At 60.2% G+C, this 16,694-nt stretch carries 8 protein-coding genes; 6 read left to right on the forward strand and 2 right to left on the reverse strand.

Annotation, left to right across the window (positions count from 1 at the left end; all coding sequences use genetic code 11):
* The first annotated feature begins 79 nt into the window (after window positions 1-79).
* Window positions 80-709: a LysE family translocator gene (locus AC07VV_RS28515; RefSeq protein WP_085700862.1), complete on the forward strand. Its 630-nt coding sequence runs from the start codon at window positions 80-82 to the stop codon at window positions 707-709.
* On the opposite strand, the gene AC07VV_RS28520 is transcribed toward AC07VV_RS28515, so the two are convergent.
* Window positions 693-1,466 carry an AraC family transcriptional regulator gene (locus AC07VV_RS28520; protein ID WP_495038187.1) on the reverse strand — a complete coding sequence of 258 codons (774 nt, stop codon included), beginning with the start codon at window positions 1,464-1,466 and terminating at the stop codon, window positions 693-695. The genes AC07VV_RS28515 and AC07VV_RS28520 overlap by 17 nt on opposite strands.
* Window positions 1,467-1,564: 98 nt before the next feature.
* Here AC07VV_RS28520 and AC07VV_RS28525 point away from each other — a divergent pair, with 98 nt between their 5' ends.
* From AC07VV_RS28525 to AC07VV_RS28545, 5 genes are all read left to right on the forward strand, one after another.
* The gene (locus AC07VV_RS28525) at window positions 1,565-2,749 is read left to right on the forward strand and encodes an MFS transporter (protein WP_495038153.1); all 1,185 of its coding nucleotides are present in this window, start codon (window positions 1,565-1,567) and stop codon (window positions 2,747-2,749) included.
* A gap of 147 nt (window positions 2,750-2,896) precedes the next feature.
* The gene (locus tag AC07VV_RS28530) at window positions 2,897-4,579 is read left to right on the forward strand and encodes a fatty acid--CoA ligase (RefSeq protein ID WP_495038154.1); all 1,683 of its coding nucleotides are present in this window, start codon (window positions 2,897-2,899) and stop codon (window positions 4,577-4,579) included.
* Between the two features lie 336 nt (window positions 4,580-4,915).
* Complete coding sequence (locus AC07VV_RS28535; RefSeq protein ID WP_495038155.1) at window positions 4,916-6,805, forward strand: DUF1302 domain-containing protein; 1,890 nt, start codon at window positions 4,916-4,918, stop codon at window positions 6,803-6,805.
* 28 nt (window positions 6,806-6,833) lie between these two features.
* A complete protein-coding gene (locus AC07VV_RS28540) occupies window positions 6,834-8,198 on the forward strand; it encodes a DUF1329 domain-containing protein (RefSeq protein WP_495038156.1) in 1,365 nt (454 codons plus the stop codon).
* A gap of 169 nt (window positions 8,199-8,367) precedes the next feature.
* The gene (locus tag AC07VV_RS28545; protein WP_495038157.1) at window positions 8,368-11,103 is read left to right on the forward strand and encodes a winged helix-turn-helix domain-containing protein; all 2,736 of its coding nucleotides are present in this window, start codon (window positions 8,368-8,370) and stop codon (window positions 11,101-11,103) included.
* A 96-nt stretch (window positions 11,104-11,199) separates the two neighbouring features.
* Here the strand turns inward: AC07VV_RS28545 and AC07VV_RS28550 are convergent, their stop codons facing one another.
* Window positions 11,200-16,668 carry a M10 family metallopeptidase C-terminal domain-containing protein gene (locus AC07VV_RS28550; RefSeq protein ID WP_495038158.1) on the reverse strand — a complete coding sequence of 1,823 codons (5,469 nt, stop codon included), beginning with the start codon at window positions 16,666-16,668 and terminating at the stop codon, window positions 11,200-11,202.
* Window positions 16,669-16,694 lie beyond the last annotated feature (26 nt).

The raw sequence follows: 16,694 nt of genomic DNA on the forward strand, positions 1-16,694 counted from the left end.
TTGTGCTTTGAAGGGAAGGCGTAATCTGCCGAGCCTACCAGATGAAACAAAACGTTACGCTTGGCCGAAAGGAGCCCCCATGTACTGGACCGAGTTCTTGACCGTTGCACTGATCCACCTGCTGGCCGTCGCCAGCCCCGGCCCGGACTTTGCCGTGGTGGTGCGCGAGAGCGTGACCCACGGTCGTCGCGCCGGCACCTGGACGGCACTGGGCGTGGGCACGGCGATTTTCCTGCACGTCGGTTATTCGCTGCTGGGCATCGGCCTGATCGTTTCGCAATCGATCGTGTTGTTCAACGCCCTGAAATGGGCCGCCGCCGCTTACCTGCTGTACATCGGCTTCAAGGCGCTGCGCGCGCAGCCGGCCAAGACCGTGACCGACGATTTGCACAAAGAGGCCGGCGAACGCACCGCCCGTGGCGCCTTCACTTCAGGCTTCGTGACCAACGGTCTGAACCCGAAAGCCACGCTGTTTTTCCTGTCGCTGTTCACCGTGGTGATCAACCCGCACACGCCACTGGCAGTACAGGCCGGTTATGGGATTTACCTGGCTGCCGCGACCGCCACCTGGTTCTGCCTGGTGGCGATGTTGTTCAGCCAACAACGTGTGCGCGCCGGTTTCGCCCGCATGGGCCACTGGTTTGACCGCACCATGGGCGCGGTGCTGATCGCCATCGGCGTGAAGCTCGCGTTCACCGAGATGCATTGATCGAGCTGAGCTGATTCAGGGTGTTGAGGTATTCCCGGGGATTGTCCCCGAGCAAACGGCGAAACATCGCGCTGAACGCCCGCGCGCTGCCGTAACCCAGATCCCGCGCCACGCTCTGCACGCTGTCCCCGGCGAGCAGGCGGGGCAGGGCTTCCATCAGGCGCAGTTGCTGGCGCCAGGCGTTGAAATTCATCTTCAGTTGTTGCTGGAACAGCCGCGCCAACGTGCGTGAGCTGGCGCCGACCTGTTGCGCCCAGTCTTCCAGGGTATTGGGGTGATCCGGGGTGCGAAGCAGCGCCAGGCAAATGCTTTGCAGGCGACGATCGCTCGGCATCGGGATGTGCAGCGGCAGGTTTTCGAGGCCGGCCAGTTCCTCCAGCATCAATTGCTGGATCAATGGATTGTCGGCGTGGGGCGGGCCCTGCACCGCACGCAGGATCAGTTCACGCAGCAACGGCGTCACCGCCAGCACGCAACAGTGTTGCAGGCTGGATGGCGACAGTTCGGGCGCGATGAACAATGAACGCATCTGCACATCGCCGGACATGAAGATCTCGTGGGCGATTTCCGGTGGTATCCACACCGCACGGGTCGGCGGAAGCACCCAGGCACCTTGCGCCGTGACCACCCGCATGACGCCGCTCACCGCATACAGCAGCTGTGCCTCGCGATGCAGGTGCAATGGCTGGTGTGCGCCGTCGAGATAATCCCGGGGATAGGCACTCACCGGGCCGTGTTCGAAATGGCTGATCAACATGTCCGGTTCGCTGACTTGAATGGCAGGAATGCGCTTTTTCGCCAACTTAGCATAGGCGCTCACACCCTCCCTGTTCATAAAAAGAAAAGCGTGCCGCGATGAATCAATCCAGAAATGTCATTCGCTACATCAACGCAGCCCATGTGATCGATCACATGTTCATGCTGATTTTCCCTGCCGCCGTGCTCGGCATGACCCAAGCCTTCGCCCTCGACTACGCCGCGCTGATCGGCCTGTCGCTGGGGGGCTTCATCGCGTTCGGCGCGTGTTCGCTACCGGCCGGCTGGCTGGGCGATCACTGGAGCCGGCGAAGGATGATGCTGGTGTTTTTCTTCGGCATCGGTGCCTCGGCAATCTTCACTGGCCTCAGTAACAGCCCGACGATGCTGGTGCTTGGACTGACCCTGATCGGAATTTTTGCCGCGATCTATCACCCGGTCGGCACGGCGATGCTGGTGGCCTATGCGCAAAATCGCGGCCGCGAAATCGGCATCAACGGCATGTGGGGCAATCTTGGCGTGGCGTTTTCGGCGCTGATTACCGGGCTGTTGGTGGCGCAGTTCGGCTGGCGCTCGGCATTCCTGTTGCCGGGTGCCGTGGCGATCGTGCTGGGGATCGGTTTTGCCTTGCAGGTTCGCGAGGAGCCGATTCCCAAGCGCCCGCACACCGCGCTCAAGGGCGCCGGTGGCCAGCGTATTTCGATGGTCATGGTGTTCGGCGTGCTGGCCCTGGCCACGGCCACCGGCGGGGTGGTGTTCAACGCCACCACCATGACCTATCCGAAACTGTTTCAGGAGCGCTTGCATGACCTGTTCGCCTCACCGCAAACCCTTGGTGTGGTGGTCAGCCTGGCTTACGCCTTCGGTGCGATTGCGCAGTTGAGCATCGGTCGGGTGTTGCACCGCGTCAGCCTGAAGTGGCCGTTTATCGCGCTGACGTTGTGTCAGGCGCCGTTGCTGTTTGCGCTGGCTTATGTCGAGGGCTGGGCGGTGATCGCCGTCGGGGCAGCGTTCATGTTCGTGGTGTTCGGCCAGGTGACGGTGAACGATTCGATGGTCGCCAACTTCGTCGCGCCGCAATGGCAGTCACGAGTGTTTGCCTTGCGCTACTGTTTATCGTTCGGTGCCAGTGCGACGGCGATTCCGCTGATTGCCTATGTCGAACCGCGTCATGGTTTTGTGGGGCTTTACCTGATTCTGGCCGGTTTTGGCGCTTTGACTTTCCTCGCGGCGGTGGTTTTCCCACGTACGCCTTCCGAAGCGGCGGTAGGGCAAACAGCCTGATTGGTGACGAATACCGGCAAATGCTGGCGCAAAGCTAGCATTTGTACGGCTCTGCAAATCATTCCTTTGGCTGATTTGGCTGGCGTATAAGGGTTCTAGAGTACAAAACTCCAACGCCAACACCGTGCAGTCAGAAAAGGGATTCTTATGTTGCAGACTCGCGTTATTCCGCCCGCCGAAGGGGCCTACCAGTATCCATTGCTGATTAAACGGCTGCTGATGTCGGGCGCCCGTTACGAGAAAACCCGCGAGATCATCTACCGTGACCAGTTGCGCTACAGCTATCCGACGCTGATCGAACGCGTCGCGCGACTGGCCAACGTACTGACGGCGGCCGGCGTGAAGGCCGGCGATACCGTGGCGGTGATGGACTGGGACAGCCATCGCTACCTGGAGTGCATGTTTGCCATTCCGATGATCGGCGCGGTGATCCACACCATCAACGTGCGCCTGTCACCGGAACAGATCCTCTACACCATGAACCACGCCGAGGACCGCTTCGTGCTGGTCAACAGCGAGTTCGTCGGGCTGTACCAGGCCATCGCGCCACACCTGACGACGGTGGAGAAAACCCTGCTGCTGACCGATCTGCCGGAAAAAACCGCGGACCTGCCGAATCTGGTTGGCGAGTACGAGCAGTTGCTGGCGGACGCGAGCCCGCAGTACGATTTCCAGGACTTCGACGAAAACTCGGTCGCCACCACGTTCTACACCACGGGCACCACCGGCAATCCGAAAGGCGTGTACTTCACCCATCGGCAACTGGTGCTGCACACCATGGGCGTGTCGACCATCATGGGCGCCATCGACAGCGTGCGGCTGCTGGGCACCAACGACGTGTACATGCCGATCACCCCGATGTTCCATGTGCATGCCTGGGGCCTGCCTTACGTGGCGACCATGCTCGGGCTCAAGCAGGTTTACCCGGGGCGTTACGACCCGGAGTTCCTCGTCGAGTTGTGGCGCAAGGAGAAGGTCACATTCTCCCACTGTGTGCCAACCATTCTGCAAATGCTGCTCAACGCCAAGGCCGCGCAGGGGACCGATTTCGGTGGCTGGAAAATCGTCATCGGCGGCAGCGCACTCAATCGCACGCTGTATGAAACGGCCAAGAGCAAGGGCATTCAACTGACGGCCGCCTATGGCATGTCGGAAACCGGGCCGCTGGTCTCGTGCGCGCATCTGAACGATGAATTGATGGCAGGCACGGAAGACGAGCGCACCACCTACCGGATCAAGGCCGGCGTGCCGGGGCCACTGGTCGAAGCGGCGATTGTCGACACCGAGGGGAATTTCCTCCCGGCGGACGGCGAGACCCAGGGCGAACTGGTGCTGCGCGCACCGTGGCTGACCGAAGGTTATTTCAACGAACCGCAGAAGGGCGCCGAGCTGTGGGCCGGCGGCTGGCTGCATACCGGGGACGTCGCCACGCTCGACAGCATGGGCGTGATCGACATCCGCGACCGGATCAAGGACGTGATCAAGACCGGTGGCGAATGGATTTCCTCGCTGGACCTCGAAGACCTGATCAGTCGTCACGTCGCGGTACGTGAAGTAGCAGTGGTGGGCATCGCCGATCCGCAGTGGGGCGAGCGCCCGTTTGCCTTGCTGGTGATCCGCGAAGGGCACGCCATCGGGGCCCGTGAGCTCAAGGAACACCTCAAGCCGTTCGTGGAACTGGGGCACCTGAGCAAGTGGGCGATTCCGAGCCAGATCGCCCTTGTTACTGAAATTCCCAAGACCAGTGTCGGCAAGCTCGACAAGAAGCGCATCCGCCTCGACATCACCGAATGGCAGGCCAACAACAGCACCTTCCTCTCGACACTCTGAGTGTCCCCTGGCGCGCCGAAAACGGCGCGCCAGACCCACCAAGCAAGCGCTTGGCTTGTTAAATCGAAATTTTCAGCCATCCTTGCCGTGCCGACATGTGTCGGACTGGCGAAAGGACTGTTCCAGAGTGGCCGGCAGCTGCAAATCACACTTTAGAGGGATCAAGCAGTACCACCTGCTGGCTATAGTCCGCTCAAGGATTTTTAAGAACGGGGCACACGCACAAACGGGGCGATGCAACATTGAAGTGATTTCGGGAAGCCTCTGGCGCCCGGTCCTTCAGGCGTTTTTAAAAGTACTCACTGCCATAACAATAATGCACATGGAGTAGCGTCGATGACCTCAGTAAACCAGTTCTGGCGCCGGGCGAAACTGCCTCTGGCGGTCAGTCTTGCCTCCACGCTCGCCGGGCCCGCATTCGGCGTCAGCTTCAACGTCGGTGAAATCGAAGGCCAGTTCGACTCCTCGCTCTCCCTGGGCATGAGTATTTCGACCCAGCAGCCGAACAAGGATCTTATTGGTGTCAACAACGGCGGCCGGGGCCTGTCCCAGACCTCCGACGACGGTCACTTGAACTTCAAGAGCGGGCAAGCCTTCTCGAAGATCTTCAAGGGCATCCACGACCTCGAATTGAAATACGGCGACACCGGTGTCTTCGTCCGGGGCAAGTACTGGTACGACTTCGCGCTGCAGAATCAGGATCTGGAATACAAGGACGTCAGCAACCATAACCGCGACGTGGCAGCCCGCTCTTCGGGTGGCCAGATCCTCGACGCCTTCGTTTACCACAATTACTCCATTGCCGATGAGCCGGGTTCGGTGCGTCTGGGCAAGCAGGTGGTGAACTGGGGTGAAAGTACCTTCATCGGTGGCGGCATCAACTCGATCAACCCGATCGACGTTTCCGCCTTCCGCCGTCCGGGCGCCGAGATCAAGGAAGGCCTGATCCCGGTCAACATGTTCTACCTGTCCCAGAGCATCACCGAAAACCTGTCGGCCGAAGGTTTCTACCAGATCGACTGGCAGAAGACCGTGACCGACAACTGCGGCACGTTCTTCTCCCAGCCTGACATCGTGACCACCGGCTGCGACGACAACCTGCGCGTGCTGAACAAGCGCTCGACCATTCCGGGTATCGCCCTCGGCCCGCTGGCGGCCGCCAATGTCGACGTCAACGAAGAAGGCGTGCTGGTACGCCGTTCGCCGAACCGCAATGCGCGGGACAGCGGGCAGTGGGGCGTGTCCGCCAAGTACATGTTCGATCCGCTGGCCACCGAGTTCGGTGCCTACTTCATGAACTACCACAGCCGTGCGCCGATCTTCAGCGCAACCGGCGCGCCACAGTCGATCTACAACGGCGTCAAGGCACTTCCTGGCCCGTTCCAGGCACTGGGCCCTCTGGTGGTCGCGGGTAACTCCGAGTATTTCATCGAGTATCCAGAGGACATTCGCCTCTACGGTCTGAGCTTCTCCACCACCCTGCCTACCGGTACGGCGTGGAGCGGTGAGGTCAGCTACCGGCCGAACGCGCCAGTGCAACTGAACTCCACGGATATCCTGTTCGCCGGTGTGCGTCCGCTGGGCGGTGCCCTGACCAACGCCTCGATCCTCAACGGCGTTCCGGGTCAAGACCTGCACGGTTACAACCGCAAGGAAATCACTCAGCTCCAGACCACCCTGACGCACTTCTTCGATCAGGTGATGGGTGCCAACCGTCTGACCCTGGTGGGTGAAGTCGGTGTGACTCACGTCGGCGGTCTGGAAAGCAAGTCCGAGGCCCGTTATGGCCGCGATCCGGTCTTCGGTCCGGGTGAGTTGCCGGCGACCGGCGGCCTGGATACCTGCTCGCAGATCCTCAATACCTCGACCATCAACGGTGCCGGCCCTGGCGCTTCGACCAGCAACCGCTCCAGCAATTGCGACAACAACGGCTTCACCACCGCTACTTCCTGGGGCTATCGCGCTCGTGCCATCTGGGATTACAGCGACGTGTTCGCCGGCGTGAACCTGAAGCCGAACGTGGCCTGGTCCCACGACGTCAAGGGTTACTCCCCAGGCCCTGGCGGCAACTTCGAGGAAGGCCGCAAGGCAATCAGCCTCGGTCTTGATGCCGAGTACCAGAACACTTACACCGCAAGCCTGGCCTACACCAACTTCTTTGGTGGCGAGTACAGCACCGTGGATGATCGCGACTTCGTTGCCCTCAGTGTTGGCGTGAACTTCTAAGCACAGTTTTTTCAGGACGAACAAACCTATGAAAATAACAAAGAGTCTGTTTCACGCCGGTGTTCTGGGGCTTTCGCTGCTTGCGACCAGCGTGATGGCGGCGGTCCCTGCCGCCGAAGCCGACAAGCTGGGCAAGAGCCTGACCCCGATGGGGGCCGAGATGGCGGGCAACGCCGACGGTTCGATCCCGGCCTGGAAACCACTGGCGAAAAATGCCGGCACCGTCGACAGCAAAGGCTTCCTGTCCGATCCGTACGCCAGTGAAAAACCGCTGTTCATCATCACCAAGCAAAACGTCGACCAGTACAAGGACAAGCTCGCGCCGGGTCAGTACGCGATGTTCCAGCGTTACCCGGACACGTTCAAGATGCCGGTTTACCCGTCCCATCGCGGTGCCACCGTGCCGGATGACGTGTTCGCCGCTATCAGGAAAAACGCAACGACCACCACGCTGGTGGCCGGTGGCAACGGTCTGGAAAACTTCCAGACCGCCGTACCGTTCCCGATCCCGAAAGACGGTCTGGAAGTCATCTGGAACCACATCACCCGCTACCGCGGTGGCAGCGTGACCCGTCTTGTGACCCAGGCAACGCCGCAGACCAACGGCTCGTTCAGCCTGGTGTATTTCCAGGACCAGTTCGTGTTCCGCGACAAGATGAAGGACTACGATCCGGCCAACCCGGGCAACGTGCTGTTCTACTTCAAGCAGAAAGTGACCGCGCCGGCTCGTCTGGCAGGTACCGTACTGCTGGTGCACGAGACCCTCGATCAGGTGAAAGAGCCGCGCAAGGCCTGGGTTTATGCAACCGGCCAGCGTCGCGTACGTCAGGCACCACAAGTGTCCTATGACGGTCCGGGCACTGCGGCGGACGGTCTGCGTACCTCCGACAACCTGGACATGTACAACGGTGCACCGGATCGTTATGACTGGAAGCTTGAAGGCAAGAAAGAGATGTACATTGCCAACAACAGCTACAAGATCGATTCGCCAACTCTGAAGTACACCGACATCATCAAGGCCGGCCACATCAATCAGGACCTGGCTCGTTACGAGCTGCGTCGCGTCTGGCACGTGGTGGCAACCTTGAAACCGGGTCAGCGTCACATCTATGCCAAACGTGACTTCTTCATCGATGAAGATACCTGGCAGGCAGCCGTCATCGACCATTACGACGGTCGCGGTCAGCTGTGGCGTGTCGCCGAGGCGCATGCCGAGGACTACTACGACAAGCAAGTGCCGTGGTACGCGCTGGAAACCCTGTATGACCTGCAATCGGGTCGCTATCTGGCACTGGGCATGAAGAACGAAGAGAAATCAGCGTATGACTTCGGCTTCTCTGCCAGCAAAAGCGAATTCCAGCCAGGCAACCTGGGCCAGGACGGTATCCGCTAAGCTGTAACCCGAGGCCGCATCCTCGAAAAAACGCCCCGACTGGTTCGGGGCGTTTTTTTGCGTCGTGATTTTGTAGCCATTTGTAGCAACAACTTCATATGTACGCCGTTTAAGGCTAGTCTGCGGACATCTGCCACGCCGCCAACAGCCATTCAAACAAGAGCCGGCCATGACTGATCTGTCCCCACTTCCGGGTCCCGCAAGCGTTGCCGTCGCGGCACTGGACGGACGCTTTTTCCGTCCTCCGCTGCCTGACGGATACGTATTGCGACCCCGCCTCTGCGAGCGCCTGCAAGCCGGGCTCGGTGGACGTCTGTTGCTGGTCTGCGCCCCGGCCGGGTTTGGTAAAAGCTCGCTGGCCGTGGAGTTCTGTCAAAGTCTGCCGGGACATTGGCAAAGTCTGTGGCTGGGACTGAGCGCCCGGGACAGTGATCCGGGACGCTTTCTCGAGCGTTTGCTTGAAGGCCTGCAGGACTACTTCCCGGAACTCGGCAGCCGCGCACTCGGCCTGTTGAAAATGCGTCAGCGTCATCAGCCGTTCGCCTTCGAAGAATGGCTCGACGGCCTGCTCGATGAGCTGGCCCTGCACCTGCAACCGACCTCGCCTCTGTTGCTGGTGCTGGACGATTACCACCTCGCTCAAGGACCGGTACTTGACCGTTGCCTGCAATTTTTCCTCAATCATTTACCCGATGGCCTGCTGGTCATGGTTACCAGCCGTCAGCGGCCGGACTGGCATCTCGCCCGTCTGCGCCTGTCGCGACAGTTGCTGGAACTGCATGAACAGGATCTGCGCCTGACCCACGACGAAGCCCTCGCTTTGCTCGACCGGCACAGCAGCTCGCTACGCGGTGAAGCCCTGGAAAATCTTATTCAGCGCAGCGAAGGCTGGGTGGCCGGGCTGCGCTTCTGGTTGCTGGCTGTGTCCGAGGCCGGGAGTGACGCAGCGTTGCCACAGGCCTTGAACAGCGGGGAAGGGCTGATCCGTGATTACCTGCTGGAAGAAGTCATCGACTGTCTCCCGGTGGAGGTGCAGGCCTTCCTTTACGACACCGCGCCCCAGGAACGCTTTTGCAGCGAGTTGTGCGACGCAGTGCGCGAGTCCCACGACAGTGCCGAGATTCTGGGCTTCCTGCTGGCGCATCAGGTGTTTCTGGTGCCGCTGGATGAGCACGGGCATTGGTACCGCTATCACCATCTGTTTTCCGATCTGTTGCGCAGCAGGCCGATCGCCCGGGCGATCGTCCCCGCGGCAACACTGCACCTGCGCGCCTGTCGCTGGTTCAATGCCCAGGGCCTGCTGGATGAGGCCGTGGAGCAGGCGTTGCGGGCAGGGCATCTGGACGTGGCGGCGAATCTGGTCCAGAACCTGTCCGAGGAACAACTGCTCGCCGAGCAGAACGTCGGCATGTTGCTGCGCTGGAAGATGGACTTGCCTGACAGTCTGTTGATCAGCACGCCACGCCTGATCGTGTTGTACAGCTGGGCGCTGGGGCTGGCGTGTCAGCTCGACGCGGCCGAAGAACTCGCCAGCCACCTGAGCCGGTTTCTGCCGGCGCCGTCGGCCACCGCGCAGAAATCCATGCTTGCCCAATGGCTGGCGCTCAAGGGCATCATCGCCCGTGGCCGAGGGCATCGCGAGCAGACCATCGAGTATTGCAGCGAAGCGCTGGAAAGCCTGCCGGCCAAGCGCTACGGCCAGCGCCTGATGTGTTTGTCGACCTTGTCCAACCTGGCGATTGCCGACGGCGATCTGTGGCGCGCCCGGGGCTTGAACCGCGAATCCCTGGAGCTGGCGCAACGGGTCGGCAATCCGCTGTTCGAAGCGCTGGCCCACTACGACCGTGCCCGGGTATTGCAGGCGCGGGGGGAGATCGTGCGCTCGCTCGATGAAGTGCATCAGGGCCTCGAGCGTCTGCGCGGATTGTCGGCGCAGCGTTTGTATGCCGTGCGTGCGCGATTGACGTTGTATGAGGGGTTTCTGTTGGCCATGCGCTTGCAGCCCGAAGCGGCGCGAGCCCGGTTGCAGTCCGGCCTGAGTGAAGCGCGGGCCTGTCGTGATATCAGCGTGTTGATTGGTCACTGCGTGATTGCCCGGCTTGACGGCAGCCGCGGGGATTACGCCCGGGCTTTCGCCGAACTGGCCGAAGCCGAGCGTCTGATGCACATCTGGGATGTTCCGCCGATCTACTACCTGGCGATGATCACGCTGGTCAAATGCGAGTTGTGGCTGGCGCAGGGGCGGATTGACCTGGCCGAGGCCTGGCTGGCGCGACTGGGGCAGACCTACACCGGCGAACGCGCTGCGGCACCACCGGAGTTTCACCCGCAGTTGCCGTTGCATGTCGAATTGCAGCAGGCGCTGCTGGATGTCATTCAGGGGCAACCGATGCTGGCCGAAGGCCGGTTGAATGTACTGTTGGAAAACGGCCAGCAGACCGGGCGCCAGTTGTTGAGTGTGATGGCGTTGACGCAGAAGGTGACGCTGCTGCTGGTGAGCAATCGCGAACCCGAGGCTCGCAAAGCGTTGGCACAGGCAATGGAAGCAGCCAGTGGCGGGGTGTTGCAGCCATTCGAGCGCCTGGTCAAAGACCACGCCGATTGGTTACGCGGGCAATTGTCGCTGAACGCACCAGGTCTTGTCGGTCAGCAACTGCTGGAGCACTTCCCGCCGCCAGCGTTGCGCACGGTGCAGGATTCTCCGATCACTGAGCAGTTGAGCAGTCGCGAACTGGCAGTCCTGCGACTGATTGCCCAAGGCTGCTCGAATCAGGAAATCAGCGAACAACTGTTCATTTCGCTGCATACCGTGAAAACCCACGCCAGTCATATCAACAGCAAACTGGGGGTTGAGCGGCGCACACAGGCAGTGGCGAGGGCCAAGGAACTCGGGGTTCTGAGCTAGGTCTTTGGCTTGATCGACGCCAACAAAAACGCCCCGAATCATCGGGGCGTTTTTTTGGCATCCGACCTGTGAAAACAGGTCGGGTGTCGGGTTGTATCAGGCCACCAGATCGGTGGCGCTGAAGCTGTTTACACCGACCAGCTGGATTTCGAAGTCCGCACCGGCGTTGCCGCTGACGTTGCCCGAAAGCACATGGTCGACGAAACGCAGTTGGCCAGCGCCAGTGAAGTCGCCCGCACCGATGAAGGTGAAGCCATTGAAACCGGCGGTCAGCAGATTGGCATCAAACTTCGTCAGATCGATCTTGTCACCTTGCGCACTGTTGAAGTCGGTAATGACATCGCGGTTGCTGCCGGTACCCATTTCGTTGACGCCACCGAAGACAAACGTGTCCGCACCTGCACCACCGGTGAGCGTGTCCGTCCCGGCTCCACCATTGAGGACGTTGTTGTCGGCGTTGCCGATCAGGGTGTTGTTCAGGCTGTTGCCGGTCAGCGTGAAGTTGCCGCTGCCCAGCAACGTAGCGTTTTCGACATTCACCAGGTTACTGATGCTCAGATCGACAAGGCTCGATTGCGGTGTGGCGGCGTAGGTGATCAACAGGGTGTCGTTACCTTCGTTGGCCAGTTCCTGAATCAGGGCCAGTTCACCGGCCTGATCGAGGCCATAGGTGTCGTTACCTTTGCCGCCGATCATGGTGTCGAGGCCGCCGGCACCGGACAGCTGGTTGTTGCCGTCGTTGCCGATCAGCACGTTGTCCTGGGAGTTGCCCAAGGCAAAGACGTCGCCAGTGCCGGTGAGGGTAAGGTTTTCGAGGTTCGCGCCCAGGATGAAGTTGACCGAAGAGCGAACGGTGTCGATTTCACCGGCTACGGTGCTGGTTTCGCTGACCACGTCGCCGGCATTGTCGACGATGTAGGTGTCATTGCCCGCGCCACCGGCCATGAAGTCCGCGCCGGCGCCGCCGTCGATAATGTTGCTGTCGGCGTTGCCGATCAGGGTGTTGTTCAGGCTGTTGCCGGTCAGCGTGAAGTTGCCGCTGCCCAGCAACGTGGCGTTTTCGACATTCACCAGGTTACTGATGCTCAGATCGACAAGGCTCGATTGCGGTGTGGCGGCGTAGGTGATCAACAGGGTGTCGTTACCTTCGTTGGCCAGTTCCTGAATCAGAGCCAGTTCACCGGCCTGATCGAGACCGTAGGTGTCGTTGCCCTTGCCGCCGATCATGGTGTCGAGGCCGCCGGCGCCGGACAGCTGGTTGTTGCCGTCGTTGCCGATCAGCACGTTGTCCTGCGAGTTGCCCAAGGCAAAGACGTCGCCAGTGCCTGTGAGGGTGAGGTTTTCGAGGTTGGCACCCAGGATGAAGTTGACCGAAGAGCGAACGGTATCGATTTCACCGACTACCGTACTGGTTTCGCTGACCACGTCGCCGGCATTGTCGACGATGTAGGTGTCGTTGCCCGCGCCGCCGATCATGATGTCTGCGCCGGTACCACCGTCGAGAACGTTGTCGCCGCTGTTGCCGATCAAGGTGTTGTTCAGGGCATTGCCGGTGCCATTGAGATTGTCGGTGCCGGTTAGGGTGAGGTTTTCAACGTTGTTGCCCAGGGTGTAACTGATCGAGGCTTGTACCGTGTCGATTTCGCTCGCCAGGGTGCTGGTTTCGCTGACCACGTCGCCGATATTGTCGACGATGTAGATGTCATTGCCGGCGCCGCCCGCCATGAAGTCCGCACCGGCGCCACCGTCGATGTAGTTACTGTCGGCGTTGCCGATCAGGGTGTTGTTCAGGGCGTTGCCGTTCAAACGGAAGTTACCGCTGCCCAGCAAGGTGGCGTTCTCGACGTTGCGCAAGTTGCTCAGATTCAGGTCGACGACATTGGTTTGCAGGGTCGATGCGTAGGTGATCAGCAGCGTGTCGTTGCCTTCGTCGGCCAGCTCCTGAATCAGGGCCAGTTCGCCTGCCTGATCGAGGCCATAGGTGTCATTGCCCTTGCCGCCGATCATGGTGTCGAGGCCGCCGGCGCCGGACAGCTGGTTGTTGCCGTCGTTGCCGATCAGCACGTTGTCCTGGGAGTTGCCCAAGGCAAAGACGTCGCCAGTGCCGGTGAGGGTGAGGTTTTCGAGGTTCGCGCCCAGGATGAAGTTGACCGAAGAGCGAACGGTGTCGATTTCACCGGCTACGGTGCTGGTTTCGCTGACCACGTCGCCGGCATTGTCGACGATGTAGGTGTCATTGCCTGCGCCGCCGGCCATGAAGTCCGCGCCGGCACCGCCGTCGAGAATGTTGTTGCCGCTGTTGCCGTTCAACACGTTGTTCAGCGCATTGCCGGTGGCCGTCAGATTGTCGGTGCCCACCAGCGTAAGGTTTTCAAGGTTGTTGCCCAGGACGTAACTGATCGAGGCTTGTACCGTGTCGATTTCGCTCGCCAGAGTGCTGGTTTCGCTGACCACGTCGCCGGCATTGTCGACGATGTAGGTGTCGTTGCCGGCGCCACCGGCCATGAAGTCCGCGCCGGCACCGCCGTCGATAATGTTGCTGTCGGCGTTGCCGATCAGGGTGTTGTTCAGGCTGTTGCCGGTCAGCGTGAAGTTGCCGCTGCCCAGCAACGTGGCGTTTTCGACATTCACCAGGTTACTGATGCTCAGATCGACAAGGCTCGATTGCGGTGTGGCGGCGTAGGTGATCAACAGGGTGTCGTTACCTTCGTTGGCCAGTTCCTGAATCAGGGCCAGTTCGCCTGCCTGATCGAGGCCATAGGTGTCATTGCCCTTGCCGCCGATCATGGTGTCGAGGCCGCCGGCACCGGACAGCTGGTTGTTGCCGTCGTTGCCGATCAGCACGTTGTCCTGCGAGTTGCCCAAGGCAAAAATGTCGCCAGTGCCGGTGAGGGTGAGGTTTTCGAGGTTGGCGCCCAGGATGAAGTTGACCGAAGAGCGAACGGTGTCGATTTCACCGGCTACGGTGCTGGTTTCGCTGACCACGTCGCCGGCATTGTCGACGATGTAGGTGTCGTTGCCGGCGCCACCGGCCATGAAGTCTGCGCCGGCACCACCATCGATGTAGTTACTGTCGGCGTTGCCGATCAGGGTGTTGTTCAGGCTGTTGCCGGTCAGCGTGAAGTTGCCGCTGCCCAGCAGGGTGACGTTTTCAACGTTGCGCAAGTTGCTCAGATTCAGGTCGACGACATTGGTTTGCAGGGTCGATGCGTAGCTGATCAGCAGCGTGTCGTTGCCTTCGTCGGCCAGCTCCTGAATCAGGGCCAGTTCGCCTGCCTGATCGAGGCCATAGGTGTCGTTACCTTTGCCGCCGATCATGGTGTCGAGGCCGCCGGCGCCGGACAGCTGGTTGTTGCCGTCGTTGCCGATCAGCACGTTGTCCTGCGAGTTGCCCAAGGCAAAGACGTCGCCAGTGCCGGTGAGGGTGAGGTTTTCGAGGTTGGCACCCAGGATGAAGTTGACCGAAGAGCGAACGGTATCGATTTCACCGACTACCGTACTGGTTTCGCTGACCACGTCGCCGGCATTGTCGACGATGTAGGTGTCGTTGCCGGCGCCGCCGGCCATGAAGTCCGCGCCGGCACCGCCGTCGAGAATGTTGTTGCCGCTGTTGCCGTTCAACACGTTGTTCAGGGCGTTGCCTGTCGCGTTGATATTGTCAGTACCCACCAGCGAAAGGTTTTCGACGTTGTTGCCCAGGGTGTAGTTGATGTAGGAGTAAACCTGGTCGATTTCCGTCGCCGAGGTTCCGTTTTCGATAACCACGTCACCGACGTTGTCGACTACATAGGTGTCATTGCCCGCGCCACCATTGAGGATGTCCGCGCCCGCTCCGCCGTTGAGAATGTTGTTGTCGGCATTACCGATCAGCACGTTGTCCAGGCTGTTGCCGAGCACAGCGAAAGCACCACTGCCCAGCACTGTCACGTTTTCCACGTTCTGCAGGTTGCTGATGGTCATATCGACGATCTGCGAGGTGGCGGCATAGGTCAGAAGCAGGGTGTCGGTGCCTTCGTTGGCCAGTTCCTGGATCAGGGCCAGTTCGCCTGCCTGATCGAGGCCATAGGTGTCGTTGCCCTTGCCGCCGATCATGGTGTCGAGGCCGCCGGCACCGGACAGCTGGTTGTTGCCGTCGTTGCCGATCAGCACGTTGTCCTGGGAGTTGCCCAAGGCAAAGATGTCGCCAGTGCCGGTGAGGGTGAGGTTTTCGAGGTTGGCGCCCAGGATGAAGTTGACCGAAGAGCGAACGGTGTCGATTTCACCGGCTACGGTGCTGGTTTCGCTGACCACGTCGCCGACATTGTCGACGATGTAGGTGTCATTGCCCGCGCCGCCGGCCATGAAGTCCGCGCCGGCACCGCCATCAATGAAGTTGTTGCCACTGTTGCCGTTCAATACGTTGTTCAACGCATTGCCGGTGGCCGTCAGATTATCGGTGCCCACCAGCGTAAGGTTTTCGACGTTATTGCCCAAGGTGTAGCTGAGGGAAGAAATGACGGTATCGATACCCGAGCCGGCGTTTGCAAGCTCAACCACGGTATCGCCGACGTTATCGACGTAGTAGGTGTCATTACCGTCGCCCCCGGTCATGGAGTCTGCACCTGCCATGCCGTTAAGGGTGTTGTTCAGTGCGTTGCCGGTCAGGACGTCATCGAATGCCGAGCCGATGGCATTCTCGATTTTTGCGCCATAGGCAATCGCCAGGCCGTCATTGATCGCAGCCTGAGTGTTCAGGTCAGTGAAGGTCTTGCCGATCTGGCTGTAGGCCCCTTCATTCAGGTTGATTTTCACGGAGGCAAGTTGATTGCTGCCATCAATGGTGTCGTTACCGCCGGCATCCCAGATGGTTTCAAAAATCGACTGGTCAGGTGCCCACTTGTAGACGTTGTCGCCGGTCTGCCACATCGTGTTGACGCCATACAGGCTCTGAATCGCAATGATGTCGAGAACCATCGGTGTCGTCGGCTGGTACGAGTAATTGCTGCTGTAACTCATCACCGTGAAGTGAACGTCGTCCAGTGAAGGATCCAGCAGTGTCTTGTTGGTCGAGCTGGCATCGAACGGATGCTTGAGACCCAGTGCGTGACCGATCTCATGGATGAAGGTCATGACATCATAAGACCCCTTCAGCGGGGTGGCTTCGCCCGTCTGCGGGCCAATCCAGACATCGCCACCGGCCGGGGTGTTGGCAGGGAAATAAGCCCAGGCAGCGGTCTTGTTGTCCATCAGCCGATAGCCGCCGAAGCGCAGGTCACCCACGTTGGTCAGCGTGTCTGTGGTCAGGCTGAAGTTGAGATTGGTGACGGCTGCCCAAGTCCCCAGTGAGTAGTTCACCGCCGCCTTCTGACCCGGAGTGAGCTCGTACAGCGCGTTGTATTCATTGTCGGGACTGTAGTCGGTGACGAAGTACGAGGTACCAGGAGCCATGAAGCTATAGCTCAGACTGGTTCCACCTTTGCCCCAGTTGGATCCCAGCCAGTAGGTGCCGGAAATGAGGCTGTCAACAGTGGCATTGCCGGTCAGAGTAGCGGGGAACGAGATGGAGTAAGTCTTGGGCGTAGGCATGCGGGGATTTCCTGAGTGCGCTGCGG

It is taken from the genome of Pseudomonas sp. GW821-FHT02C04 (assembly GCF_059421845.1).

Bases quoted from the DNA above. Each gene is read 5' to 3' on its own strand.
- AC07VV_RS28515 (WP_085700862.1), top strand. From the start codon at position 80: ATGTACTGGACCGAGTTCTTGACCGTTGCACTGATCCACCTGCTGGCC.
- AC07VV_RS28520 (WP_495038187.1), bottom strand. From the start codon at position 1,466: ATGTTGATCAGCCATTTCGAACACGGCCCGGTGAGTGCCTATCCCCGG.
- AC07VV_RS28525 (WP_495038153.1), top strand. From the start codon at position 1,565: ATGAATCAATCCAGAAATGTCATTCGCTACATCAACGCAGCCCATGTG.
- AC07VV_RS28530 (WP_495038154.1), top strand. From the start codon at position 2,897: ATGTTGCAGACTCGCGTTATTCCGCCCGCCGAAGGGGCCTACCAGTAT.
- AC07VV_RS28535 (WP_495038155.1), top strand. From the start codon at position 4,916: ATGACCTCAGTAAACCAGTTCTGGCGCCGGGCGAAACTGCCTCTGGCG.
- AC07VV_RS28540 (WP_495038156.1), top strand. From the start codon at position 6,834: ATGAAAATAACAAAGAGTCTGTTTCACGCCGGTGTTCTGGGGCTTTCG.
- AC07VV_RS28545 (WP_495038157.1), top strand. From the start codon at position 8,368: ATGACTGATCTGTCCCCACTTCCGGGTCCCGCAAGCGTTGCCGTCGCG.
- AC07VV_RS28550 (WP_495038158.1), bottom strand. From the start codon at position 16,668: ATGCCTACGCCCAAGACTTACTCCATCTCGTTCCCCGCTACTCTGACC.